Below are 24,495 nucleotides of genomic sequence, written 5' to 3'. Positions count from 1 at the left end.
CAAATTATCCAGATTTCAAGGAAATAACAGCGTGTCTTCCGTTATCAATCACTACAAAACCCTAAAGATTAGCCCAACCGCAACACAAGCCGAGATTAAACAAGCATACCGCCGTTTAGTCAAATTATTTCATCCAGACAGCCGCAGCGACACAGCGGGTCACGAAGAGATTGTCCGCCTCAATGCAGCCTATGAAATATTAGGAGACGCCCAGCACAGACAATCTTACGATCGCCAACTTTCCGAGCAAACCGAACAGCAATCACCAGTCGCACCAAACGTCAGCCGCCAGCAACAACAAACAGCACGGGACGCTGACGAACTAATGGAACAGTGGCTGATTAAAGTATACAAACCAGTCAATAGAATGCTCAACAGCATCTTGAAGCCACTTAAAAAAGAAATAGACGAATTGTCAGCAGATCCGTTTGATGACGAACTGATAGAAAAGTTTCAACTTTATATCGAAACCAGCCGCGAGTATCTCAAAAAAGCTCATAACTTTTTTACATCAATGCCCAATCCATCTAATGTAGCCGGAGTTGCGGCCCATCTCTACTACAGCATCAATCAAGTCGGAGACGGAATAGAAGAATTGCAGCTATTTACCCTCAATTATGACGATCGCCACTTGCACACCGGTCAAGAACTGTTTAGAATTGCCGCTAGACTGCGGCGGGAAGCACAGGATGAATTAAAATTTAAAAGTTAGTTAGTCAACGAGAGGGGGAGAGGGGAGAGTGAGAGAGTGGGAGAGTGGGAGAGTGGGAGAATTGCTCAATTCCCAATTCCCAATTCCCAATTCCCTCAGCATTCATCCGTTAAATGCGTTAAATCCCGTACACGGCGCGTTGCCGAACTTCCTTTCCGTATCAAATTCCAAAAAGAACTTGAATTCGCTTGCGAATTTTAATAAAAGGAGTTTGTCCCAGAGAGTCGCCATCTAACAATCCCAAATCTCTCAAAGCTTGCTGGCGTTCCGACAATTTTTGAGCAATCTGATCGGCTAAGTTCGGCTGTTCTATTAAAAGTTTTTGCAAGTCGTGGCGTTCCACCACAAACAAAATTGCATCTTCGCTAGTTTTAACAGTCGCAGTTCTCGGAGTTCCCAACAGCAAAGATATTTCCCCAAAAAACTCGCCCTCATGAAGCGTAGCAATATACTGATCGGCTTTTTGAGAAAGAACTTCTACAGTACCCGAAAGAATAATATAAAAAGAATCGCCAGGGTCATTTTCTTTACATACAACCTGTCCCGCTGGAAACAGTTGTCGGTAGCCGTATTCAATTAACTGTCGCAGTTCTAAATCCGTACACTGTTCAAAATAAGTTACTCGCCGCAACAAATCTCGCAGCGTCCAATTATTAGGGGATTTAGGCCCTGAGTTTTTATGATCGGAAACCGTGGAATTAGATTTGACTTCTGTAGAATGTGTGGCATTCTGCGGAAAAAGTTTGCCGTTGGAATTATCGTCTTTGTTATTGTGAAAAAGTTGAGTTAACTCTTGGGGGTTTCGCAGCCACAAATCCCGCTGTGGAAAGGGAATTTCGATATTTCGGTGGCGAAATTCGTAATCTATTAAAAAATAAACTGCACTTTTAATAGCATCGCTTTCCTGTGGCTGGTCAATCCAAACTAAAAGTTCAAAATTTAAAGCGTGATCTCCAAAACCGCAAAACCATACTTTAGGAGAAGGATGGGATAAGACATTCGATTCCATCCGCGCCGCAATTAATAGCGCTTCCGTAACTATTACTGGGTCAGAGCCGTAAGCAACGCCGACGGGGATGTGGATGCGGCATCTGGGGTCTTTGTAACTCCAGTTAATAATGTTAGTTTCGACAAACTTAATGTTGGGTATGATTACAAAGAGACCGTCAATTGTTTTTATAATCGTAGAGCGGATCGAAATGGTTTCTACCGTTCCTAATAACTTGTCTATTTCAATAAAGTCTCCGACTCTAATTTGGTGCTCGAATAGCAGGGTGAGACCGCTGATAAAGTTGCTGGCGAGATTTTGCAAGCCGAAGCCGAAACCAATGCCGACAACGCCAGCTAAGACGGTGAGAGAAGTGAGGTTGATGCCGGCACTTTGCAGGACGAATATACAGCCAAGCGTTGCTAAAATATAGCTAATGATGGTGGAAATTGCTTCTCGACTGCCACGATCCAATCCCATCCGAACTAGCAGGCTGCGCTTGATTCCTTCACTGATAATCTTAGCTAGAATGAAGGCAAATATAGCTAAAACTATCAGTTGGACGATCGCACTGATGGACAGATGAGCGTCCCCGATATAAAAGAGGGGGGTTGTCATCGCACCCGACCAATCTTCAAAAAAGCGATCGGCTCGTGAAGTAATCCAATTCATTAATATTTGGTAAGGGGTAATGGGTGATTAGTTTTGAGCGCAACTGAACCGCCAACTGCTAACTATTGCAGAGCTTAGGCGAAAAACTCGAACTGTGGAGTGCCCTGTGTTGCAAAAAAGGTCGATTCCTTACCGCAACGGGCCCGCTTCGCGAACGGGATAAATCCGCACGCGCGTACTTTCTCAAAGGCTCGTAACTGATGGGTTAGCAATTGATGGCGAGAAACTGTTTTGTAGCGGTATTTTCTGCCGGATATCTGTGTTGTGGCGTAAAATGGGCCCGGCGGCTCGATCGATCGGCGACTTGTTGCCAATATTTGGAAAATTGGTAGAAATTCATTTACAGCACCCTCAAATAATCGAAAAATTCCAGCAAAAATTAGTTTATCCTTAAGAAGCGAGTCCTTTACAGAACTTAACAAGCTTACCCTACTTGACTTTTATGCAGTGCATCATCAATCGTCGGGCACAGTTTTCGGCGAGTCACCGGTACTGGCTGCCGGAGTTAAGCGAAGCCGAGAACTTTGAGCGGTTTGGCCCAACTGCCCGCGCACCGGGACACGGACACAATTACGTCCTTTACGTTTCCATGATAGGAGAACTCGACGAGAACGGCATGGTGCTCAACCTGTCTGATGTCAAGCACGTCATCAAACGGGAAGTTATCAAGGATCTCGATTTTTCCTTTCTCAACGAAGCGTGGCCGGAATTTGAGCAGACTCTGCCAACTACCGAAAACATAGCACGGCAAATTTGGCTGCGCCTAGCCCCTCATTTACCTCTGAGCAAAATTCAATTGTTTGAACATCCCGAACTTTGGGCTGAATATTTAGGAAACGGAATGGAAGCTTATCTAACTTTGTCCACTCATTTTAGCGCGGCCCATCGGTTGGCTCGTCCCGATTTGAGCTTTGAAGAAAACTCGGAAATTTACGGCAAATGTGCTCGTCCCAACGGTCACGGTCACAATTATCATTTAGAGGTGACTGTTAAAGGGGAAATGGATGCGCGGACTGGCATGATTGCTGATTTGGGAGCTTTACAAAAAGCCGTTGACGATTATGTTGTTGAACCCTTCGATCACACTTTTTTAAATAAGGATATTGCTTATTTTGAGAACGTTGTGCCGACTGCGGAGAATATTGCAGTTCGGATCGGGCAATTGTTGCGATCGCCCGTTCGGGAATTGGGCGCCCAGTTGCACAAAATTAAGCTGATTGAAAGTCCGAATAATAGCTGTGAAATTTTCGGCGCTGATTTAGAGGAAGTCGTGGCCCAAAGTCAGCAGCCGGAAGCAATTGTAGCTAGGGTTTAAAGCGAAAAATTGGGTCTGTTGGGGCGGGTTCACCCGGATATTGGGCTAATTGTGCAGATTGGTAAACCCGCCCCGATGATTTCGAGGGTTATTCAACCGGATTAGGCGCGAGAATATATTTTTGGACAAAAGTTCCACAGCCAGAATTACTGGCACTTTTCCTGAAAAGTCAGACTCCGCCCGTATTTTGGAGATAGTAAGTCAGCATTCCTCATGTCAGCTATTCTAACTGCTGAGACTATGAGTTCGATCGCCCGATCGCTGACAACCAAGCACTAATTTCTCCTAAATGAGTTGACGTTTATGCGCGTCTCTAATCTAGCTCTCTTGACTCTGGCTGCCCTCGCATCCCACAATTTAACTGCTAATACTAGCGCCAATCCTGCTGCACCTCCTATTTCTCCTGAGACACCGCAAGCTAGCAACGTTGTTGATGCCGTAAATAATACTGAATCGCGTCCGGCTGAGTCAATTAGCGAGCCTGAGACGATCGCCCACGAACAATTTTCCCCAAATATTACCGTATCCCGTCGGGCTGAGCCAATTAGCGAGCCTGAGACGATCGCCCACGAACAATTTTCCCCGCGAATTGCTGTAAAATCGCCGACAGGTTTGCTGGTAGCCGCCGCTCAACCCGATGTATCTCCTAGTGCCAAAACCAAGGCGAATACTCCTGCTGCATCCGGCGATGAACTAACAAAATCTTTACAAGAAACCTGGCTGGCTAAATTAATCGAAACCGGGGCTGAAAGCAATCCTCAAGTTCGCGAGGTTTTAGCTTTTATCTCCCCGTCTAGTGGCAGTGCTGAATCTGGATATGGTTTTAATAGTACCATAACTCTGCTCAATATTTTACTAATTCTTGGTACTGTATTTCCACCAGTGACAATTGCATTTTTTTGGATGATGCGACGGCTGATAATCAAACAGTTGGTGGCTGATGCCAATAAACGATTGCAGGGCATTGGTGTATTGGAATCCGAACTCAGAAATTCTAGCCAACTGACTCAAAAGTTAAAGGATGAATTAGAAGCGCAAATGGGTGCAGCTAAACAATCCCTTGATTTTTTAACTAGAGAAACTGAAGTTTCCAAATCTTCTGTCGAGCAAATTGAGACTCTCAAATCTCAATTTATCATGCACCTGCAAGTTTTGCGGAAAGAAGTTGACGAGAAAAAATATCAAATTGTTCAAGAGATTTCCCAAGTTCCCGCAGTTGTTGCCAAAGAAGCTCTCAAAATCGCACCTCAACCGGCCTTAAACAATTCCCAAAAATCGCAAACTGCACCTGCTAACGACGAAAAATTGATTGCTGACGATTATATCAAGCAAGCCGAAGGGCTTTATTTTCAAGGCAATTATGATGAAGCATTAGTCTGTTTGGAAAAAGCTGTTTTAGCGAATAAATTTTTGAATGAGGCTTGGTATTGGCGCGGAAATGTGTTAGTAAAATTGCAGCGCATGGAAGAAGCACTGGCCTGTTACGACCAAGCAATATTAATTAAACCGGATAACTACGAAGCATGGTATAATAAAGCGAGTTTGCTGGCCAAATTGCAGAAGTACGAAGAGGCGATCGCCTGTTACGAGCGAGCAAGTTCGAGCGAATCCCGAAAATACGGGTGTTGGCACAGTATAGCGGCTTTGTTGGGTCAATTGCAGCATTACGAAGAAGCGATCGCCAGTTACGATCGCGCCCTGGCTATCAAAGCAACCGACAGCGAACTTTGGCACAACCGAGGTGCGATGCTGGCCAAAGTACAACAGTACGCAGCAGCAGTTGATTCTTACGATCGCGCTATTGAGATCAATCCCAACAGATACGAAACTTGGTACAATCGAGGCAATATGCTGTGGAGACGGCTCCGCTACAGCGATGCTATTGATTCTTACGATCGGGCGATCGGCATCCGGCCCGACAAATACGAAGTTTGGTACAATAGAGCTGCTGTGCTCGGAAAATTGCAGCGATATCAAGAATCGATCGAATCCTACGACAAAGCAATAGCGATTAAACCGCAGGATTTTGAAGTGTGGCACAACCGAGGCGTAGCTTTCGACAAACTGTCGCAGCACGAAGCAGCAATTGCATCTTACGAATCAGCAATTACCCTTAATTCCGAGTGTTACGAAGCTTGGTTTTGTAAAGGCGAATCTTTGGCAAAATTGCAGCGCCATGAAGAAGCGATCGCAGCTTATGAGAAAGCGATTGCTATTAAGCCTGACTCCTACGATGCTTGGCGTCATGTGGGGATAGCTTTGTCAGAATTAAAGCGGTATGAGGAAGCAATGGCAGCTTACGATCAAGCTATTGCCATCAAACCAGAAAATGCCGAAGCTTGGCGCGATCGAGGCGCACTTGTATCAGAATTAAAGCAGGATACAGAAGGATTTATTGCCGGGGAAAAAGATACTCAGAAACAGCCACAATCCGATGAATCTTCGGAGAGTTAGTTCGGTATTACCTACACCACTACGTGCACACCCGAACTTTCTTGTTGGTAATTTTGCGCTGTGATGGGCAATCGCAGAAACCCCGCGATTGCCCATCACAGCGCACCATGATGGATGAAGATACCCGACATTATATCAAGCTGACAGCGACAAGACAGGAGACTCCTGCTGAAGCGGAATCTCAATAGTAAACTCTGTTCCCCCGCCTGGTGCAGAAATACACCCCAAGCTTCCCCGGTGTTTTTCCACTACAATTTGCCAGCTAATCGACAACCCAATCCCTGTGCCCTTACCGGGGGGTTTTGTCGTAAAAAACGGGTTAAATACGTGGCGACGAACCTCTTCCGAGATCCCTGGCCCATTGTCCACAATTCGGACAGCTACGCAATTGCTGCTTGTTACTTCTGTGCTAATCCGAATCACGCTAGGATTCGCTTTAATTTCTTCTAGCGATCTCTGCGTGTTCCACTCGTCAATAGCATCGATCGCATTGGCAAGTATATTCATAAATACCTGATTCATTTCTCCCCCATAACAGTCCACTTCGGGCAGGTTTGGGCAATAGTCCCGCACCACTTCTATCGAGGGGCGGTCTGAGTTAAATTTTAGCCGGCTCTGTAAAATCATCAGCGTGCTGTCCATGCCTTCGTGAATGTTGACCGCTCTCATTTCATATCCTTCTTGCCGTGCGAAGAGGCGCAAAGATAAAACGATTTCGCGGATGCGATCTGCTCCTAAGTACATCGATTTGAACAATTTAGGCAAGTCGTCTTTGAGATAATCTAGCTCGCTTGCTGCGATTTCTGCTTGTATATCTGGAGCCGGATTAGGATAGTGCTTTTCGTAGAGGTCAAGGATAGTGACCAAAGCTTTTGAATATTCCAGAGCATAGGAAAGATTTCCATAAATAAAATTAATTGGATTATTGATTTCATGAGCTACGCCAGCCACGAGTTGGCCTAGCCCGGACATTTTTTCGCTCTGAATGAGCTGGCTTTGCACGTGCTTGAGTTCGTGCAGGGAATTTTCGAGCTGTAGGGCTTTGTGCCGCTCTCGCGCTTCCGATGCTTGCAAAGCTGCTTCTGCAAGCTTGCGTTCAGCAGCCTCCTGCTTGAGGCGTTCATTCGTTTGGGAAAGTTCAGCGGTGCGCTGTTCTACTCGCGTCTCTAGCTGTTGTGCCAAAACTTGTAGGTCGGCTTGCGCTCGCTCGCGCTCGACAATTTGCGCCTGAAGCTTTTTAGTTAGATTTCGCAGATTCAGGTGCGTGATAGCGCGAGCTAAAACTTCTTCGTGTTGAAGGGGCTTAGTGATATAATCAACTCCCCCCACATTAAAGCCTTGGACTTTGCTTTCTGTATCGTCCAGCGCGGTCATAAAAATGACTGGGATATCTTTAGTTAAGTCATTCGCTTTCAGATTTTGACAGGTTTTAAATCCGTCCATTTCTGGCATCAGAACATCCAACAAAATTAAATCAGGCTGGGAATATTGCACTTTTTTGAGAGCGCTAGACCCACTGCGAGCTACCCAAACAGTGAAGCCAGATGCGGTCAAAAAATCCAATACTGAACCCAGATTAGTGGGCGTATCATCCACAATTAAAATGGTGCCTCTGTCTAAAGATTCGGTAGTCATTTTTATTCCTCATCTAAACTGTTGAACAAATTCTACTAATTTGTCTTCTTCAAAGTTTTTGCTTAATTCAATCAACTGATTGGCAAAAGGTGCATAACGCATATCTATTGCCTTCAGCTTGCTGGCTCGCTGCTCAATACTGAGGAGTTCACCTTTCATGGCTAAATCGAACAGGACTGCAACTTCTTCCGAAGGGGGAGCAATCAGTGGTTGGTCTTGGAGTTGGGAAGGGAGTTCGGTGAAGATACCTTCTGAACTGAAAGTTGTTCGCTCTTCATAAATCCATTCTAAACCTAAATGGTGGCCCAAGCATTCTAATAACTTTTCTGCCCGAATTGGTTTGAGGAGAAAAGCGTTGCAGCCAGCCTGCACAATGCTGTGGGGATCGCCGGATAAAATGCTAGCAGAAGTTCCGATGGCGATTACATCCTTCAATGGAGGGATTTTTCTGATCCGCCTCACCGCTTCAAAGCCGTCCATGACTGGCATTACTAAGTCAATTATAATACAGTCCGGTTGAAATAACACCGCTTTATTCACGCAGTCTTGACCGTCCGTTGCCTCCATTAATTCAAACCCAATGGGAGCTAAAAGATTAACTAGGACAGAGCGATTTTGCCAGCGATCGTCAACGACTAAAATTTTCCGCCGATCGCCTGAGAAACCCCTGATAATTTTTTCAGGTTCTTTTTGATACCCTCCCCAGCTTTCGGTAATAGGCAACTCTAACTCAAACCAGAAAATACTGCCTTTACCTAAAGAGCTTTGTACTTTCAGTTCGCCGCCCATCATCTCCACTAATTGGCGACTAATTGGCAGCCCTAATCCTGTTCCCTCTATCTGGCGATCTGAACCGCTGGCTTGCTCGAAGGGCAAAAATATTTTTGAGAGTTCGTCCGGCCCGATGCCAATGCCTGTATCTTCTACTTGGAAAATAAATTTCGCTGTTGGGGATTGGGGATTGGGGATTGGTGATGACAAAGATTGCTGAGTCTTCACTCTGTCTACTTTAAAACTAACGCCTCCTTTTTCGGTGAACTTTATGGCATTACCGAGTAAGTTTATGAGAATTTGCCGCAATCTTTTTTCATCGGCTTGGACGCAAGTGGGAAGTCGAGTTAGCGGTTCGTAAATCAAAGAGATTCCCTTCTGTTGGGCGCGAATCTGGCAGATTTCAGTAATGCCTTGGAGAAAGTCTGACAGGTGAAACTCGGTGAGGTAGAGTTCCATTTTTCCGGCTTCGATTTTGGAGAGGTCTAGAACGTCATTGATTAGAGTTAAAAGGTGTTCGCCACACTGATGAATGATGTTAATACCAGAAATTTGCTGACTGGTTAAATCTATGTCTCGTTTGAGGATTTGGGTATAACCTAAAATGCCGTTGAGCGGTGTGCGAAGTTCGTGGCTCATGTTGGCGAGAAATTGGCTTTTGGCGCGGTTTGCAGCTTCTGCCGCTTCCTCGGCTCGCTGTCTCTCTTGAATTTCTACTTCTAGGCGCGTATTTTTGGTTTTTAATTCCTCGGTTCGCTCTTCTACTTTGACTTCTAAAGTGTGATAGAGGTTGGCATTTTCTAAGGCGATCGCAGCTTGTCCCGATAGCATCCGCAACACTTCTACCCGCTTCGGCGTGAAAGCGCCAGCAATCACGTTGTTTTCTAGGTACAGGATGGCACTTAACTTACCTTGAGATAGGATAGGCGCACACAAAATTGATTTTGGTTTGTGTTGGGCAATGTAGGGGTCGGCGTTAAAGATTTCCTCGCGGCCCGAATCATTTAAAACGACATCTTTATGAGTTCTGGTGACGTAATTAAGTACCGAGATAGGCACTTGCCCAGAAGTTGATACTGGTAAAGATTCTAGCACTCGGACTTGATCTTTAGTCCCCGCCACTTCTATAACAAGTTGACCCTCTTTTGAGAGAATAAGCGATCCAGTTTCAGCGCCTGCGTTTTCTATCAAAATTTTCATTAACTTGGTGAGCAAGTTAGGTAGAACAATTTCGCTAGAAATGGCACTAGATGCTTTCATTACAGTTGCCAAGTCTAGCAACTCTGTTTGACCGCCTGTAATGGTGAAAGGAGGAATTGTCATCGTAGGATTGAAAGCGGTTTCCGTGACTGCAGGCGATCGCGCTATTAATTGCGGGTATTTTTCTTCTAGATGTTTAACTTTAGCTAAAGCTCCCCAGTGCATATAGGCATAATAAGCATCGGTCATGTAGGTGCGGGCAATCTTTTCTTTACCCCATGACAAATAGAATTTGGCAGCGAGTTCGTGAGCTAGTGCTTCTTCGTTGATGTACTCGTTTTCTTTAGCCAGAGCGATCGCTTTGTCGTACATCTCCATTGCTTCTACTTTTTCGCCTAAAACCCGATGCTTTTCTGCCTCGACCAAATAGAATTTATGCAGATGATTCATTGGGGCATAATCCGCCCAATTTTGCATTTTTTCTTGATTACTTTGTACGCGATCGCAAATTTTATGTTGCCCAGGCGTGGGGCTAGGGGCATACACCGCTAACCGTACTAGAGAATCGTAAAAATAAAATAGAGGAAGATGAGGTGTTGCGACTACTGCGTCCAAATACTTCTCTTCTATCTCAGAATTTTCAATCGCTTCAGAGTAATTTTCAAATAAATAACAAAGTATAATTTTATTTAAATATATGTAGGCCACTGCCGCTTTGTCATTTGCTTCCTGGTGCAGGGGCAATCTTATCTGCTCATCGCAGGCTTCACCCTGGAGACGGCAGGTATTTTCACTTTTTTCGAGCAGATTTAAGGTAGCCTGCCAATAAATTTCGTGATAATAAAGCGCTGTTTTCTGCTTGATTTTCTGAATAGCATTTCTGTTGATTGCCATTTCTCTTTCAAGGGAAGTCAGCTCTTGGCCGGTATAGTAAGAGAAATAAGAGTACACCAATAGACCAAAAGCACCAAATTCTAAATCTCCCATTTCCAATCCGCTAGAGTAAGCTGATAGCAAAGGCTCTAATGTTTGTCTCAGATGCTCTTTCCAAGGTCGGATAAATATATTTACTATGACGACTGTTTTGGCTTTGATTTCTTGAGCATTTAACTTTGACAGCAGACTTAAAGCTAATTGACCAAACTGATAACCCGAATCAATATCTCCCACAACTCCGCAAAGCAGAAGACCATAATTGGCATAAGCAATGGGAGAAACAGAAGCATTACCATATTGGACGGATAAATCTACTTGTTTGCACACAGTCAACGGCAACAGTGTAGGAGCAGCAATATATGCAGGAGCAAAGATACTTGATAAAAGTTTGATGGCTGCTAGTTTATAGCGATCGCTCATTCGAGGCAGGTCAATTAAATCCTCAATTCGCGTTCCACTCAAAATTGCCGCAGTTTCGCCTAGTGCCTGCCCAATATCGGACGGTTTCGGCTCAGAGGGAAACTCGACCCCTAATAGCTTTAAAACTTGTAGCGCTGTATTAACGGCTTCTAGCAGCCTGTTCTGCCCTATGTAAGCCTGCATCTGGACTTCGTACACTTTCACTTTGTCCAGCAGCGTTTTGGCGTAGTTTTGTACTATCTCAACGAATCTCTGCATTCCGTCAAAATCACCACTCAAATATGCTGATTCTGCTGCTTCCTCATGCAGCCTTAATGTCAGTTCATACCGATTCTCCCAGCTATCTACCGCTAACAGAGATAAACCCACTTGCAAATATTTGACGGCGGAATCGTGGGCTGTAGCAGCTTTGGCTTTCTGACCTGCAATCAGATTCAATTGGGCTAGTTCATATTTTTGGGATTCAGTGGTAAGTAAGTCAGTACCATAATTGAGTTGGTTAACTAAAGCGAAAATATTTTCTTTTCGGTCTTCTGGCGTTGTACTTTGCAGCAGCAGTTGACCGATTTTTAAGTGGGTTTCTTTTTTCTGCTCATCTGGAATCAAAGAATAGGCCGCTTGCTGCACTCTGTCATGTAAAAACTTGTAGTCAACTTTCACATCAGTTAAGGTAAAGCCCCCCGATTCTTCCTGACTAAATACGAGGGGAATTTTGTATTCATTGCTCAAAGGTAAAATCAAGCCAGCTTGAAGTGCTTCCCACAATTGCGCCGCCGTGACTAAGGATAATTCCTGATTGACAATCGCCAAAACTTCTAAGTTAAAAGTGTTGCCAATACAAGCAGCAAATTTTAATACTTTTTGTGTATACTCTGGCAATTTGCGTATGTTTCTAGCAATCAGCTCGACAACATTGTAATCGGTGATGCCGATCGCTTGAATTTGCTCAATATTCCATTGCCAACCCCCCTTTGTCCCCCCTTGGTAAGGGGGAATTAGGGGGGTGAAGTTATAAGTCAACAAATCTTCTTGATAGAGAGTTTTGAGGATTTGACTTAAGAAGAAAGGATTGCCCTGCGTTTTATTAAAAAGTAGAGAGGCGAAATTTCGCGTCTTTACAGACAGGGGTTCGGAACCGCCAGATTCATTTAAAGTATCCGCAATTAATTCTTCGACATGAACCAGATGTAATGGTTGAAGGACAATATTATTCACCGTCGCACCAGTTTGGCGAATCTTGTCAATCGTTTGCATCGTCGGATGAGTTGGATAAACTTCGTTATCTCGATATGCCCCAATCACCAATAAATACTCGCTATCAGAATCAGTTATTAGCAATTCAATTAATTTCAACGATGCCGAATCCGCCCACTGCAAGTCATCGAGGAAGATAACTAAGGGATGGTCAATAGTCGTAAATACGCCAATGAATTGTTTAAAGACGCGACTGAAACGGTTTTGAGCTTCAGTTGCCCCTAGCTCAGGTACGGGTAGCTGTTTGCCAATAATTAATTCGATTTGAGGGATAACATCAATGATGACTTGTCCGTTATCGCCTAAAGCGGATAACAGTTTTTCTTTCCAAGTTTGGATTTCTACTTCGCCTTCGGTTAGAAGTTGCTGAGTTAAGGATTGGAATGCTTGAATCAGAGAAGTATAAGGAATATTGCGCTTGAACTGGTCAAATTTACCTGCAATAAAATAGCCTCGTTGCCGCACAATGGGTTTGTGAACTTCATTGACCAAAACTGTTTTGCCTATCCCGGAATAACCGGAAACCAGCATTAATTCGGTGGAACCACTGGCAACGCGATCGAAAGTTTCTAGAATATTTTCAATTTCTTGGTCGCGACCGTAGAGCTTTTGCGGTATATTTAATTGCCCTGCTTTATCCGCACTTCCAACAACAAAGTTGGAAATATATCCGCTAGCCTGTAGTTTTACCAAGCAAGTTTCTAAGTCAAATTTTAGTCCCTCAGTGCTTTGGTAGCGGTCTTCAGCATTTTTAGCTAATAACTTCATCGCAATCGCTGAAATTTGGGGTGGGATTTCAGGATTTAGCTGGTGAGGGGGAATGGGAGTTTTGGCAATATGGCTGTGTACCAATTCCAGCGGGTCTGTGGAATTAAAGGGCAACTCGCCTGTGAGCATTTCATAGAAGGTAACGCCTAGTGAATAAAAATCAGTGCGGTAGTCTATTGACCGATTCATCCGGCCAGTTTGTTCTGGCGACATATAGGCGAGTGTGCCTTCGAGCAAATCTGGATGGCTGAGCGTCGAATTTTCTCGCTCCAGGCGCGAAGCGATGCTGAAATCAATAATTTGAACTTTTTCAGTGGCTGGGTTGATGATAATATTTTGTGGCTTTACATCTTTATGAATAATGTTATGTTTATGGATTTCGGCTAAGGCAGAGACAAGCTGGAGACCCAAAGAAAGAAATTGAATAATTGTGAGTTTTTTACGCTTCATCCAATCGTTGAGAGACTCGGAGCCTGAATCTTCTAATATTAGTGCTAAACCGTTGTTATAGCTTTCTAAACTAATGGCTTTGATAATCGCTTCTACGTTCAAGCTGTGCAGAATTTGATATTCGTGCCGCAAGCGGGTGATGTCAGAAAGAGTGGGATACTCAGCCTTTAGCGTTTTGACGATCGCGCTGGACAAGTCCGAATCCTTGCGAGCGCGATCGACTGAAGTTCTTATCCCGCTGTGGAGGGTTTCAACGAATTGATAGCCAGCTAAGTTGAGAGTCATTGTTATTCTAGCGATCGCAAGGGAATTGAGCGTGAGGTTCAGGCCGGTTTTAAAACTTAATTATTGTTAGAGCTGATTGTAACATAGCAATTTACTCAACAAAAGTTAGCCCAGTTTTTGCCGGGACTTTTCTACAAAGCGTAGACGAGCCAAGGGCAGCGAGTCAGAAGGGCTTTTCTACAGCCAAAAGTTCACTATCTTAGAAAGGCTATGCTTGCTTTTAGCGAACTATGCTGATCTATCTAGGATGCCCTAAAAATCTTAAAACATATTAAAAGTTAATAAAGTGTAATTTATTTATTGGCTTTTACTCTCCTTGGCTCCCTCGGATTGCGTTCAAGCGGATATCATTGAATTATATTTTTGTATCAATCAGTAAAGAAAATTTAACATTGTTAAATGTCATAAAAAATAAATTAACAAAGCTTCAAATGAGTTTCAGGAATTAACCAACTTTCTAAAAAACTGCTACAGTTAGTAGATGTCATTTTTGTGAGTTATTACCCAAATATAAAGAGCGAAAATGTCAGGAGTTGTCAAGATTCAAAGGGGGGAAACAGAATCTGAACTGAAAGCTCTTCTCGCTCAGAGTTAACAATGCTCACCGACAAGAACAACAGCAATCTCTGCATTGACCCAAAACCCAAACGGTACCAACAGTAGTGAGCGTTGATTTTATCTTGGGTTAGGCTGACTTTTTGATGATTAAATTTTAGTGATTTACCGGGGGCTTGTAATTCGCCCAATTTCGCTTTTTCCTTCTTCCTTCTACTATAATAAGTTGAATTCCTCAAATCAGCGCAAGTTTTATGACTATTGCCAAACCATTTGAATTGGAAGTCACCCATCTCCCAGACCACACTGAATTACCAGAGTCGGACGGTACTTTTGTGAAAAACTTTCAAGAACTTCCTCAAAGCATTATCCTGACTGATTCACTCCGACCAATATTGCAACGAATTCATCCTGACGGACGCTATCGTATCGGTCAAGATTGTGGGATTTATTGGCGTTTAACTGACCCTCTCGAACGCGGTGCCGAAGCACCCGATTGGTTTTATGTGCCGAATGTTCCTCCACTATTAAATGGTGAGGTGCGACGTTCTTATGTATTGTGGAAAGAATACGTTGCACCGCTGATTGTTTTGGAATTTGTGTCGGGTAATGGTTCAGAAGAGCGAGATAGAACGCCGCCACCAGAACCCGGTCAAGCAGAAGAACAAAAGGTGGGAAAATTTTGGGTTTACGAACAGGCGATTCGCGTGCCTTACTACGGCATTTATGAAGTGAAAAAAGCGGCTGTAGAAATGTATCATTTAGAAGACAATCGCTATCAGCGCATGAGTGTAAATGAGCGCGGTCGCTATCCGATTCCTCAGCTTGGAGTTGAGTTGGGCATTTGGCAAGGTGAATATGATGAGATGAATTTACCTTGGTTGCGTTGGTGGGATAGTGAAGGGAATTTGCTGTTAATTGGAGAGGAACGTGCCCAAGAAGAACGCCTGCGGGCAGAACGAGAAAGCCTTCGCGCGCAACAAGAAAGCCTTCGCGCGGAGGAAGAAAAAGAACGCGCTGATCGCCTAGCAGCAAAATTGCGCGAAATGGGGATTAATCCTGATGAGGTGTGATTGTTTTTAGGTTGTTAAATGGGGTGCGATTCCCTTCGGGATAGCTTCGCTCGCTTGTACTTTTTAAACAGCAGAAATATCAGAAACCCCAAAAGGGAGCTCGCACTTTCGATCTCCTCACCCCATTGTTTATATTAAGATTTCCTTAATTGCTTTGATCTGGTACAGAAATCGGTGATACAATCAACAGCTTAGCTAGGGGTGCCCGAATATCCGGGCTGAGAAAACACCCTTAGAACCTGAGTCTGGGTAATACCAGCGGAGGGAAGCTGTTTATCAAGGAAATTAAATATGCGTACCGAATGGATCGCTAAGCGTCAGGGCCAGAGCAATGTATCTCAAATGCACTACGCCCGTCAAGGTGTAATTACTGAGGAAATGCACTTTGTTGCTAAGCGAGAGAATCTCCCGCCAGAACTTATCCGCGCGGAAGTAGCGCGGGGACGGATGATTATTCCCGCTAATATCAATCACCCGAATTTGGAACCGATGGCGATCGGCATTGCGTCTAAATGCAAAGTCAATGCTAATATCGGTGCATCTCCCAACTCTTCCAATATGGAAGAAGAAGTTGACAAGCTTAAATTAGCAGTGAAATACGGCGCTGATACCGTGATGGACTTGTCCACCGGTGGCGGTAATTTGGATGAAATTCGCACTACGATTATCAAAGCTTCACCAGTGCCGATCGGTACTGTACCAATTTACCAAGCTTTAGAAAGCGTTCATGGTAATATGGAAAGTCTGACGCCCAATGACTTTCTTCACATCATTGACAAACACGCTCAACAAGGCGTTGATTACCAAACAATTCACGCCGGAATTTTGATCGAGCATTTGCCGTTGGTAAAAAATCGGTTGACTGGGATTGTCTCTCGCGGCGGCGGCATTTTGGCGCGGTGGATGCTGCATCACCACAAACAAAATCCCCTCTACACTCACTTTAACGACATCATTGAAATCTTCAAAAAATACGATGTTTCGTTTAGTTTGGGAGATTCTTTGCGCCCCGGTTGCACTCACGATGCGTCGGATGATGCTCAATTAGCTGAACTCAAAACTTTGGGACAATTAACTCGCAAAGCTTGGGAACATGATGTGCAGGTAATGGTGGAAGGGCCCGGCCACGTGCCGATGGATCAAATTGAGTTTAATGTCAAGAAACAAATGGAGGAATGTTCGGAAGCACCCTTCTATGTTTTGGGGCCGTTGGTGACAGATATTGCGCCTGGGTACGACCACATTACCTCAGCAATTGGGGCGGCGATGGCTGGTTGGTACGGTACTGCAATGCTGTGTTACGTGACACCGAAGGAACACTTAGGATTGCCGAATGCTGAGGATGTCCGAAACGGGCTGATTGCTTACAAAATCGCGGCTCACGCTGCAGATATTGCACGGGGCCGTCCGGGTGCGCGCGATCGCGATGATGAACTCTCGAAAGCGCGTTACAATTTCGATTGGAACCGTCAATTTGAGCTGTCATTAGATCCAGAACGGGCAAAGGAATATCACGACGAAACTTTGCCGGCGGATATCTACAAAACTGCTGAATTCTGTTCAATGTGCGGGCCTAAGTTCTGTCCGATGCAGACTAAGGTTGATGCCGATGCTTTGACGGAATTAGAGAAGTTTTTGGCTAAGGAACCTGTAGCCCAAAGCTAATTGGATTAATTCGTAGGGTGGGCATTGCTCACCTTACTTAATCCTAAAGCTGTTTCGTTTCTTGTGGGGCGGCCATCCTGCCCGCTCAAAAGTAGGGTGCTGATGGCGCACCTTACTTAAGGTTAGATTAAAAGCAGTTTCCGAAAAGGAGAATTGCGATGTTCCCTTGCAGGTACTTTTTTGTTACCCAGGAATCCAGAATTTTATCGAGATTGGGAAGAGCAAAAAAAGTAGCTATTTGCTCTTTAGTTAATAGTTTGCCATCTTAGTCATGCCCAAATTCTTTATTTCGCCTTGTCGATATAAAACTCTTCATCAACTCAATTTCGTCTAAACTGCACTAGCCTCGCAAACCCAGTTTGCAAGAATGAAGAGAATTGCTACCGCGATAGTCAATTAGCGGCCTACCCTGTACTGGTAAACTAACTGAGCGTCGGGATTGATTTCGCTGCTTAAGAGGCATTCCGTTTCCCGATTCAAGGAACTAGCGGCGGCTTCAAACGCTAATCTCATGCCGCCTCTTCCTGAGAATAAGTCAATAAAACGGATTTTTTTCATGGCTATTAAGCCGGTGGTGAAAACTCATATTTTGTGCTATTTTTTAATGGAGGCAGAGCCTCTAGATATTCATTACCAGGCAGAGCCTGGTAACGAGAAATATGGAGGCAGAGCCTCTAGATATTCATTACCAGGTAGAGCCTGGTAACGAGAAATTTTCAATTCGTAGGGTGCGTTAACGCCGTGTAACGCACCGCCAGCCTCATGCACCATTTGAGCTAGGTAAAAGATTTACCTGGATATGTTAGCTCGCGCTGTCTGTTGACACGTTGAAAGAATGCGGCGATCGTTTGCGCTAATTGTGCGAATAGAATGCAGATTTGTTAGCTGAGTATTGACTTCAACTGTTTGAATTTGTCCGCCTGACATGGTTTTCCCGTACAGTGTATTTCCCTCAATTTTACCAGTGAAGCACGCAAAGTCCGATCGCGGCGCGTAGATTGCACCAACGACGCGATCGTTCTGACGTTGAAACACGATATAGTTTTGAAGAACTTGGTTGGGCTGTGGCGAATCTCCGTACAGGTAAATACCATCTGGCAAAGCAGCAACATTAGTCTTAGAGGGATTTTGTTGTGCTTGAAGCGGTTGTTGCTGAATCCCAACACCAATTAGTGTCAGAGGACAAATAAAGGCTGTTGCCAGTAGTTTCCATTTCCTTTTAATAGATGCAGGTAAAATCATTACTGCTTCTCCTTGCGCGTCATCTAACATTTTAAAACAGTCTTCTCTAGTTAATATCTCACTCAGGTTATAATTTCGCTGTGCTAAAATAGGCCTATTGGTAGAGACTCTCAACCTGAAAGCTTGCGCTTGTTTAGCACCGAAAACTTTATTTTCCCTTGTCCTCCAAGTACCTGAGCTGATTTTGATAAAATTAGAGCAGACATAGTTTCTAATCCCACCCAATAAAACACCGATCTAAGGTTGATGCCGATGCTTTCACGGAATTAGAGAAGTTTTTGGCTAAGGAACCTGTAGCGCCAAGCTAGTTCCTAGGGTGAGCGAAAATACTCGGCTCACCCTTCCCAATTCACCAGGCGCTAACTTTTTGTTTGGTAGAGCACAAAACATTCTGGATCACTTCTAGAGCAACAGCTTTAACTACATTAATACTTACACTATTACCCAGTTGATGATAAGCTTTATCATCATTAGGATGCAGAATAAAACTATCGGAAAAACCTTGTAACCGCGCCGCCTCGCGGGGAGTAATCCTGCGGACTCGGTTATGAGAGTAAACCCCTAATCTATTAGCATCACTGGCAACAATTGTTACAGAAATTTTCTGCGGATCGAGAAATTTATATACTTCAAAGGAAAAGTTACCGGATACAGGTTTGTATTGATTGTTGTTCCGTTGCAGGTACTTTTTTGTTACCAAGGAATCCAGCATTTCATCGAGATTGGGATGAGAAAAAAAAGTAGCTATTTGCTCTTTAGTTAATAGCTTGCCATCTTGGTCAGCGCCAAATTCTTTATTGCGCCTTTTCAAGATAAAAAGATTCATTAATTCAATTTCGTCTAAACTGCACTCGCCTCGCAAACCCAGTTCCCAAGAATGAATCGAATTGCCGCCGCGATAGTCAATTAGTCGCCTACCGTGCAAGCGACTGAAATCATTGTTAACTATTTGTTTCAACGCATTAACAAATTCTGGCGAACAATCATATTTTGGTTCTGGATTGTCTTCCAAAATATCTGCAACTGTGACAGGTTGACTTAACGGGGAAAAGAACGATAGCTGTTGATGACTAGAGGAATGCGAATCTTTTGGGCCTAAGTCGGAAATTAGCTTAAATTGGGGCGAAGCATTTAAAATTCCTACTAGGTAAACTCGGACGCGGTTCTGAGGTAAACTAAAGTTAGAGCTGTTGAGCAAAAAATAATCGAAGCTGTAACCTCGGCTTTTGATTTCGCCCTTAATAGTTTCGAGGGTTCTGCCGCCGTCGTGGCTGACAAGCCCCCGCACGTTCTCGAAAATAAATGCTTGAGGTTTAAAGGTATCAATTAACCTTGCAATCTCAAAAAATAGGGTGCCTCTGGTGTCTCCAAAGCCCTCTTTTTTGCCAGCATAGGAGAAAGACTGACAAGGAAATCCCGCTAGTAAAATTTCATGTTCAGGCAGTTTGTCAATTAATCGGATGTCGCCTAAAGGTGTGTCGGCAAAGTTTTTATGGTAAACTAATTGAGCGTCGGAATTGATTTCGCTGCTTAATACGCATTCTGTTTGCAGATTCAAGGAACGAGCGGCGGATTCAAACGCTAATCTCATGCCGCCTATTCCTGAGAATAAGTCAATAAAACGGAGGGTTTTCATAGCCTTAAACTGGCTGGTTAAGATTGATATCTTGCACCATTTTTAACATGAGGCAGAGCGAAAGCATCTGCGTTACCAGGTAGAACCTAGTAACGAGGGGAATCGCACTTTTGCCTATTTTTTGCTAGCCATCCACTTTTGAAGATCATTAATCGTAAAAACTGTTTCAAAGTCCAATCCAACAGAGCGATAAAACTCCGCACCACCTTGCTCTCTGTCAATCAGCGACAACACCCGATCGACCTTATAACCCGCACCGCGCAACCTCTCCACCGCCTGCATCGCCGACTTACCCGTCGTCACCACATCCTCCAAAACCGCTACATTCGTCCCCTCTGGCAACAGCGGCCCCTCAATATAGGCCATTGTCCCGTGTCCCTTCGTCTCCTTTCTGACAATTAGCGCCGGAATCGATCGACCTTCCAGAGCCGAAACCACACTCACAGCAGTTACAATCGGGTCAGCACCCAAAGTCAAACCGCCCACAGCTTGCACATCAGACGACAGCATCGACAACAGCAAACGTCCCGTTGCCAAAGCACCTTCAGCGTGCAGCGTCACCGGTTTGCAGTTAATGTAATAAGAACTTTTCTGCCCCGAAGACAGCATAAAATCGCCTTCGCGATAGGCAAACTCGCACAACAAATCTAGAAGTCGATCGCGCAACACCTTTAAATCCGCAGCATCCATAACTCACACCCTATAAAAAACACAAATAATCCGCCGATAATCAGTTTATCAAAAAATTGGGTTGAAAATCCCGTCTTTCGCTTGACCGAAGGCATCCAGGATAAAAGCCCCCGGATTCATTCCAACGCGCCAACTCAGGACCGGTGAAATAAAAAACCTGTCTCCGATGAAACTTGCCCCCGAATTTATCCGTGGGGTCAATGCTTCAATTCTAAAATCTAAAATCTAAAATCTAAAATCGCTTGACGGCTTTTTGATAGAATACACATGGTTGTAATTCCCAAGGTGGGCGGTTGTGAAGCGGCTTTTAGTCGGCACCCTCGAACCTGAAAGCTTTTTAAAAGCAAAAAGAAGGGTAGCGAAAACCTTGTAAAACAGAGCTGGGGAATCAACGCATTCTCACCCACCAGAAAATCAATAATTTGTTTCAATCAAGTAGGGTGGGGCACACCCGAACTCTAGGTTCGTACCCTAGTACGCTTTTGGAGATAGACCCTCTGGGGTGGTTGTGAGTTAAGCTGGTCAATTGGTGCAATTGCACGGTTGAAAAGTTTGAGTATTGCCGAAAGGACGCAACATTTTAAGGTCAGTCGCTGAATTAAGAATCCCTGTCCTTTAGGTCAGGGAGTGTCAAAGTGGAATCGGAATTAATTAAGGAGGCCCAAATATATGAGTCAAAAGTTAAAAAGCCTGAGCGGCGCGTTGATTCTCGCTGTCGCCTCTGCTGCAATGGCATCCGTCAAACCAGCTCAAGCACAAACAGAGCGATTTCATCCAATTGCCGACGACTTCAACCGACAATTTTTTCAAGCTTCAGGAGACTTTTACCACAACGTCAGCTTGCAAGGTTACTTGGGCGACTATTTAGGCATCGGTTCCCCCAGCGGCGTCGTTGCCTTTCCCGAAAAAGAAATTGAGCGGGATGCTAGTCGCGTCAACGGCTTCTACCGACGAGTAATGCAGCGGCAAGTTTCCAGCGATCCGATTCTGCGCGTCCCAGATGCCGTCAATCCCTTCGATGCCTCAATCATGGCACTGCCTCCAGCTTGCCAGCTAGCACCTCAACCGAGCGGCTGTTTCCCCACTCCCGCCGGACTCCAAGATCAGTTTACACTTCCAACACAGCAGGAAGGTTCACCGACTGATCAAGGGCCCGTTAGAGGACTTTATCAAGTATCGCCCCCTGGCAAAAATTAATCGATCGACAGTTGCGAGTTTTGAGCCGAGGCGGGTTTACTCTCATCTCGGATTTGTATTAGAGAGAAAGTCTGAACCCGCCCCAAAAATTCATGTTTTGGCAATCCTTTCGGTAAACGCGCCACTGGCTTTCTTTTAACTATCGCGGTTATTTTACAGGACTAAATATTATCCAATATTTATCGAACAATGCTGCCGTCAGGCATGATTGTTCCTTTCAAAATAGCTTCCCCCAAAATCGCTCCCGCCAAGTTCGCTCCCCTAAGATTTGCCCCGGTCAAATTCGCGCCTCTCAAATCAGCTTTGCCAAGGTTTGCCCACCGGAAATCTGCCGCGCTCAACTGTGCAAAACTGAGATTTGCCCGGAAAAGATATGCTCCAGTGAAGTGAGATTCTCCGAGGTTAGCTTTAGAGAAATTAGCTGCATAGCAATGTGCTTCAATCAATTCGGCTTGAGTCAGATTAGCTTGACTGAGATTAGCACAGTTGAGGTTCGCGCCCATCGCATTAACTCGAAACATCACCGCACCGATTAAATTCGCATCTGCGAAATCGGTTTGTTGGAGATTAGCAGCGGTGAGGTCAGCCCCAATTAAATTAGCACCGCTCAAATCAGCTCCCCTAATGTCTGCTGCTCCGAGGTTAGTTCCAGTTAAATTAGCTTTAATTAAATTAGCTTCGAGCAGTTGCGCTCCAGCAAGATTTGCTAAACTGATGTTGGATTCGGCGAGGTTTGCCGCAATTAATTTAGCCTTAAACAAATCGGTCTTAAAAAGGTTAGACCGCCAAAGATACGCACCTCTGAGATTTGCTTCGGCGAGGTTAGCTTCGCTGAGATCCGGTTCTATATTTGGGTTGAGACTTCTCCATTCAATCCAAGTAACTGCACCTTTTTTTAACAGCGCTAAATGCTGTGTATTTGCCATAATTGCATCTCCTTTAACGGCTATTCCTTGCGACCAAAAATTGTTGGATTTTCTCGACCCGTCACATTTTCCACCGCCGCAATTGCTGCCTGGGAACCTGCTATAATATCTCGTTCTGCGCCGCCGAGGTACAGCCGTCCGAAACTGCCTACAGCCTGAACCTCTAAGATGTTAATAGATGCGCCTTTTTCTGCTTCATTGGCCGCCAGCGCTGCATAGGCCGCCGGTTCTACTTCTAATACGTAAAGCGTTTGTCCCGCCAGCAGCAACTGTCCGCGGCGGGTGCGGTTGATTAATTGTGTTTGGTGGGGGTCAATGTTGCGAATAATTTGACTGGAAATCACTCGCGGTTTGATACCTTCTTCTCTGCGGACTCCCATGAATTCTAGAATTGCTTTGCCTGCGGCCCGCGTTTCCCCCTGCTGGCCCGAGTGTACTTCCAGAAGGCCGTACAAGCGTTCGACTATCTGCACTCCTGGGCGCACGGAGGCAGATTTGAGGGCGACATCGGTAATTCGGTTAATTTCGATACCGGGGGAGATTTCTATCCACAGCGACGCATCCCCCGGCAGCGGCAAGAATCCGGCGGCGATGGTGCCGATGTATGCTGCGTGCTGCGGCTGCAAGTTGTCTAGAAATACGTAGCTGCGTAGCTCTATACCCAAAAGTTTTTATCTCCGTCGATCGAGTTCCAACACTTATCTGTGCAATATCTGAGTTTACCTTTTTTTGTAAACAACACCTTGTCTATTGTCGGGACTGCCGGAGTGCCTCATAACCGAGTGAGGTGCCAGACCCGCGATTTCTAGTGCCGGAGTGCCTCCGCGAGCAATCTTATATTTTGTGCGCCCGCTAAAAATTTGATATCAATCTCTAGTTATACGTAGAACCTAACAATGTTTACTGCTAGAGGTGGATTTAAATTTAAAAGCCAATCGATATAGTTGTGATAGTTAAAGATTTTAGCCAACAGAGAGCATTTGAATTATGAAACGTTCTGATTTATCCAAAGCAATCGGTGCAGGTATTATAGCTGCTGGTTTAGCCATAGCACCAGCTCATCTGCCTGCTTCAGCTCAGACAGATACAACTGGCGGTACTAACAACACTACAACCACCACCACTCCTCGCTCCGATGTCTACAATGCTGAAAGCGATCGCGATTTTGATTGGGGATGGTTGGGCTTACTCGGCTTATCTGGCTTGTTAGGTTTAATACCCAAAAAACGTGAAGAAAATGTCCGCTATACCACTACAACAGCCGATCGCGACCCAGCAGTCCGCACTGACTACCGCTAAGAATCGAGTCTTAGTGCTGTGGGCATCCTGCAGGGACAGGATGTTTTACCCTGTCCGACGATAGCCAATAATAATCAAAAAACCTCCATCTGTGGGGTTTTTTTATTGGAGATGATGCGCGATCGAACGACCATAAAATTGGTTAAATCTGAGATATGGCACTATTGTCAATAAGCTTTTTATGAACAGGCAAGATGCCTGTTCCACAAGAAAATTCACTTTTTGTGGAACAGGCATCTTGCCTGTTCCTGACAATGGTGCCACATCTCAGATTTAACCCACATTCCGCACCCCCAACTGGCACATAGACGGATTGAGGGCGTAAAAGTGAATCATCCGAGACAATAATGAG

The 24,495-nt window shown here is 44.7% G+C and carries 18 protein-coding genes, 1 pseudogene and 1 riboswitch; of the genes and pseudogenes, 7 read left to right on the top strand and 12 right to left on the bottom strand.

Features of this window, described 5'->3' with window-relative positions; all coding sequences use genetic code 11:
• Positions 1–31 precede the first annotated feature (31 nt).
• Positions 32–712 carry a J domain-containing protein gene (locus QUB12_RS26725; protein WP_333309200.1) on the top strand — a complete coding sequence of 227 codons (681 nt, stop codon included), beginning with the start codon at positions 32–34 and terminating at the stop codon, positions 710–712.
• 160 nt (positions 713–872) lie between these two features.
• Here QUB12_RS26725 and QUB12_RS26720 read toward each other — a convergent pair whose 3' ends face one another.
• Complete coding sequence (locus QUB12_RS26720) at positions 873–2,372, bottom strand: cyclic nucleotide-binding domain-containing protein (RefSeq protein WP_333309198.1); 1,500 nt, start codon at positions 2,370–2,372, stop codon at positions 873–875.
• 205 nt (positions 2,373–2,577) lie between these two features.
• Positions 2,578–2,712, bottom strand: coding sequence for a hypothetical protein (locus QUB12_RS26715; protein ID WP_333309196.1), 135 nt, complete (start codon positions 2,710–2,712; stop codon positions 2,578–2,580).
• A 102-nt stretch (positions 2,713–2,814) separates the two neighbouring features.
• Here QUB12_RS26715 and QUB12_RS26710 point away from each other — a divergent pair, with 102 nt between their 5' ends.
• Complete coding sequence (locus QUB12_RS26710) at positions 2,815–3,687, top strand: 6-carboxytetrahydropterin synthase (RefSeq protein ID WP_333309195.1); 873 nt, start codon at positions 2,815–2,817, stop codon at positions 3,685–3,687.
• Between the two features lie 146 nt (positions 3,688–3,833).
• On the opposite strand, the gene QUB12_RS26705 is transcribed toward QUB12_RS26710, so the two are convergent.
• Positions 3,834–3,959 carry a hypothetical protein gene (locus QUB12_RS26705; protein WP_333309192.1) on the bottom strand — a complete coding sequence of 42 codons (126 nt, stop codon included), beginning with the start codon at positions 3,957–3,959 and terminating at the stop codon, positions 3,834–3,836.
• Positions 3,960–3,990: 31 nt separating this feature from the next.
• Here QUB12_RS26705 and QUB12_RS26700 point away from each other — a divergent pair, with 31 nt between their 5' ends.
• Positions 3,991–6,141, top strand: coding sequence for a tetratricopeptide repeat protein (locus QUB12_RS26700; protein ID WP_333309190.1), 2,151 nt, complete (start codon positions 3,991–3,993; stop codon positions 6,139–6,141).
• A gap of 135 nt (positions 6,142–6,276) precedes the next feature.
• Here QUB12_RS26700 and QUB12_RS26695 read toward each other — a convergent pair whose 3' ends face one another.
• Both QUB12_RS26695 and QUB12_RS26690 read right to left on the bottom strand, forming a co-directional pair.
• The gene (locus tag QUB12_RS26695) at positions 6,277–7,776 is read right to left on the bottom strand and encodes a response regulator (protein WP_333309188.1); all 1,500 of its coding nucleotides are present in this window, start codon (positions 7,774–7,776) and stop codon (positions 6,277–6,279) included.
• Positions 7,777–7,785: 9 nt separating this feature from the next.
• Positions 7,786–13,860, bottom strand: coding sequence for an AAA family ATPase (locus QUB12_RS26690; RefSeq protein ID WP_333309187.1), 6,075 nt, complete (start codon positions 13,858–13,860; stop codon positions 7,786–7,788).
• Positions 13,861–14,669: 809 nt separating this feature from the next.
• On the opposite strand from QUB12_RS26690, the gene QUB12_RS26685 reads away from it, so the two are divergent.
• Together QUB12_RS26685 and thiC are read left to right on the top strand one after the other, a co-directional pair.
• Positions 14,670–15,488 (top strand): Uma2 family endonuclease, encoded by an 819-nt coding sequence (locus QUB12_RS26685; protein ID WP_333139068.1) that lies wholly within the window; start codon positions 14,670–14,672, stop codon positions 15,486–15,488.
• 187 nt (positions 15,489–15,675) lie between these two features.
• Positions 15,676–15,772: riboswitch (TPP riboswitch) on the top strand.
• A gap of 7 nt (positions 15,773–15,779) precedes the next feature.
• Positions 15,780–17,153 (top strand): phosphomethylpyrimidine synthase ThiC, encoded by a 1,374-nt coding sequence (gene thiC / locus QUB12_RS26680; RefSeq protein WP_333102218.1) that lies wholly within the window; start codon positions 15,780–15,782, stop codon positions 17,151–17,153.
• Positions 17,154–17,549: 396 nt separating this feature from the next.
• On the opposite strand, the gene QUB12_RS26675 is transcribed toward thiC, so the two are convergent.
• From QUB12_RS26675 to pyrE, 4 genes are all read right to left on the bottom strand, one after another.
• Positions 17,550–17,711: a DNA cytosine methyltransferase gene (locus QUB12_RS26675; protein WP_333139071.1), complete on the bottom strand. Its 162-nt coding sequence runs from the start codon at positions 17,709–17,711 to the stop codon at positions 17,550–17,552.
• A 231-nt stretch (positions 17,712–17,942) separates the two neighbouring features.
• Positions 17,943–18,425 carry a hypothetical protein gene (locus tag QUB12_RS26670; protein ID WP_333309184.1) on the bottom strand — a complete coding sequence of 161 codons (483 nt, stop codon included), beginning with the start codon at positions 18,423–18,425 and terminating at the stop codon, positions 17,943–17,945.
• A gap of 319 nt (positions 18,426–18,744) precedes the next feature.
• Positions 18,745–20,031, bottom strand: coding sequence for a DNA (cytosine-5-)-methyltransferase (gene dcm / locus QUB12_RS26665; RefSeq protein ID WP_333309183.1), 1,287 nt, complete (start codon positions 20,029–20,031; stop codon positions 18,745–18,747).
• A 114-nt stretch (positions 20,032–20,145) separates the two neighbouring features.
• Positions 20,146–20,721, bottom strand: a complete 576-nt coding sequence (pyrE, locus tag QUB12_RS26660) for an orotate phosphoribosyltransferase (protein ID WP_333309180.1) — start codon at positions 20,719–20,721, stop codon at positions 20,146–20,148.
• A 669-nt stretch (positions 20,722–21,390) separates the two neighbouring features.
• On the opposite strand from pyrE, the gene QUB12_RS26655 reads away from it, so the two are divergent.
• Positions 21,391–21,918, top strand: a complete 528-nt coding sequence (locus QUB12_RS26655) for a hypothetical protein (RefSeq protein WP_333139079.1) — start codon at positions 21,391–21,393, stop codon at positions 21,916–21,918.
• A gap of 179 nt (positions 21,919–22,097) precedes the next feature.
• Here the strand turns inward: QUB12_RS26655 and QUB12_RS26650 are convergent, their stop codons facing one another.
• Entirely contained in the window at positions 22,098–22,844 is a 747-nt protein-coding gene (locus tag QUB12_RS26650; protein WP_333309178.1) for a pentapeptide repeat-containing protein, read from the bottom strand.
• A gap of 20 nt (positions 22,845–22,864) precedes the next feature.
• On the bottom strand, positions 22,865–23,509 hold the full coding sequence (locus QUB12_RS26645) for a hypothetical protein (protein ID WP_333042577.1): 645 nt from the start codon (positions 23,507–23,509) through the stop codon (positions 22,865–22,867).
• Between the two features lie 322 nt (positions 23,510–23,831).
• Here QUB12_RS26645 and QUB12_RS26640 point away from each other — a divergent pair, with 322 nt between their 5' ends.
• Positions 23,832–24,143, top strand: coding sequence for a WGxxGxxG family protein (locus tag QUB12_RS26640; RefSeq protein WP_333139083.1), 312 nt, complete (start codon positions 23,832–23,834; stop codon positions 24,141–24,143).
• A gap of 142 nt (positions 24,144–24,285) precedes the next feature.
• Here the strand turns inward: QUB12_RS26640 and QUB12_RS26635 are convergent.
• Positions 24,286–24,495 (bottom strand): annotated as a pseudogene (locus QUB12_RS26635) (hypothetical protein); the annotation flags it as partial.

Source organism: Microcoleus sp. B7-D4 (assembly GCF_036705125.1).
Lineage (GTDB): Bacteria > Cyanobacteriota > Cyanobacteriia > Cyanobacteriales > Microcoleaceae > Microcoleus.
The sequence above is the reverse complement of the archived record's forward strand: the minus strand, read 5'-3'. Positions and strand labels throughout refer to the sequence as shown.

Coding starts and splice junctions, on each gene's coding strand:
- QUB12_RS26720 (WP_333309198.1), bottom strand. CDS start 2,372: ATGAATTGGATTACTTCACGAGCCGATCGCTTTTTTGAAGATTGGTCG.
- QUB12_RS26715 (WP_333309196.1), bottom strand. CDS start 2,712: ATGAATTTCTACCAATTTTCCAAATATTGGCAACAAGTCGCCGATCGA.
- QUB12_RS26710 (WP_333309195.1), top strand. CDS start 2,815: ATGCAGTGCATCATCAATCGTCGGGCACAGTTTTCGGCGAGTCACCGG.
- QUB12_RS26700 (WP_333309190.1), top strand. CDS start 3,991: ATGCGCGTCTCTAATCTAGCTCTCTTGACTCTGGCTGCCCTCGCATCC.
- QUB12_RS26695 (WP_333309188.1), bottom strand. CDS start 7,776: ATGACTACCGAATCTTTAGACAGAGGCACCATTTTAATTGTGGATGAT.
- QUB12_RS26690 (WP_333309187.1), bottom strand. CDS start 13,860: ATGACTCTCAACTTAGCTGGCTATCAATTCGTTGAAACCCTCCACAGC.
- QUB12_RS26685 (WP_333139068.1), top strand. CDS start 14,670: ATGACTATTGCCAAACCATTTGAATTGGAAGTCACCCATCTCCCAGAC.
- thiC (WP_333102218.1), top strand. CDS start 15,780: ATGCGTACCGAATGGATCGCTAAGCGTCAGGGCCAGAGCAATGTATCT.
- QUB12_RS26675 (WP_333139071.1), bottom strand. CDS start 17,711: ATGAAAAAAATCCGTTTTATTGACTTATTCTCAGGAAGAGGCGGCATG.
- QUB12_RS26670 (WP_333309184.1), bottom strand. CDS start 18,425: ATGTTAGATGACGCGCAAGGAGAAGCAGTAATGATTTTACCTGCATCT.
- dcm (WP_333309183.1), bottom strand. CDS start 20,031: ATGAAAACCCTCCGTTTTATTGACTTATTCTCAGGAATAGGCGGCATG.
- pyrE (WP_333309180.1), bottom strand. CDS start 20,721: ATGGATGCTGCGGATTTAAAGGTGTTGCGCGATCGACTTCTAGATTTG.
- QUB12_RS26655 (WP_333139079.1), top strand. CDS start 21,391: ATGAGTCAAAAGTTAAAAAGCCTGAGCGGCGCGTTGATTCTCGCTGTC.
- QUB12_RS26650 (WP_333309178.1), bottom strand. CDS start 22,844: ATGGCAAATACACAGCATTTAGCGCTGTTAAAAAAAGGTGCAGTTACT.
- QUB12_RS26640 (WP_333139083.1), top strand. CDS start 23,832: ATGAAACGTTCTGATTTATCCAAAGCAATCGGTGCAGGTATTATAGCT.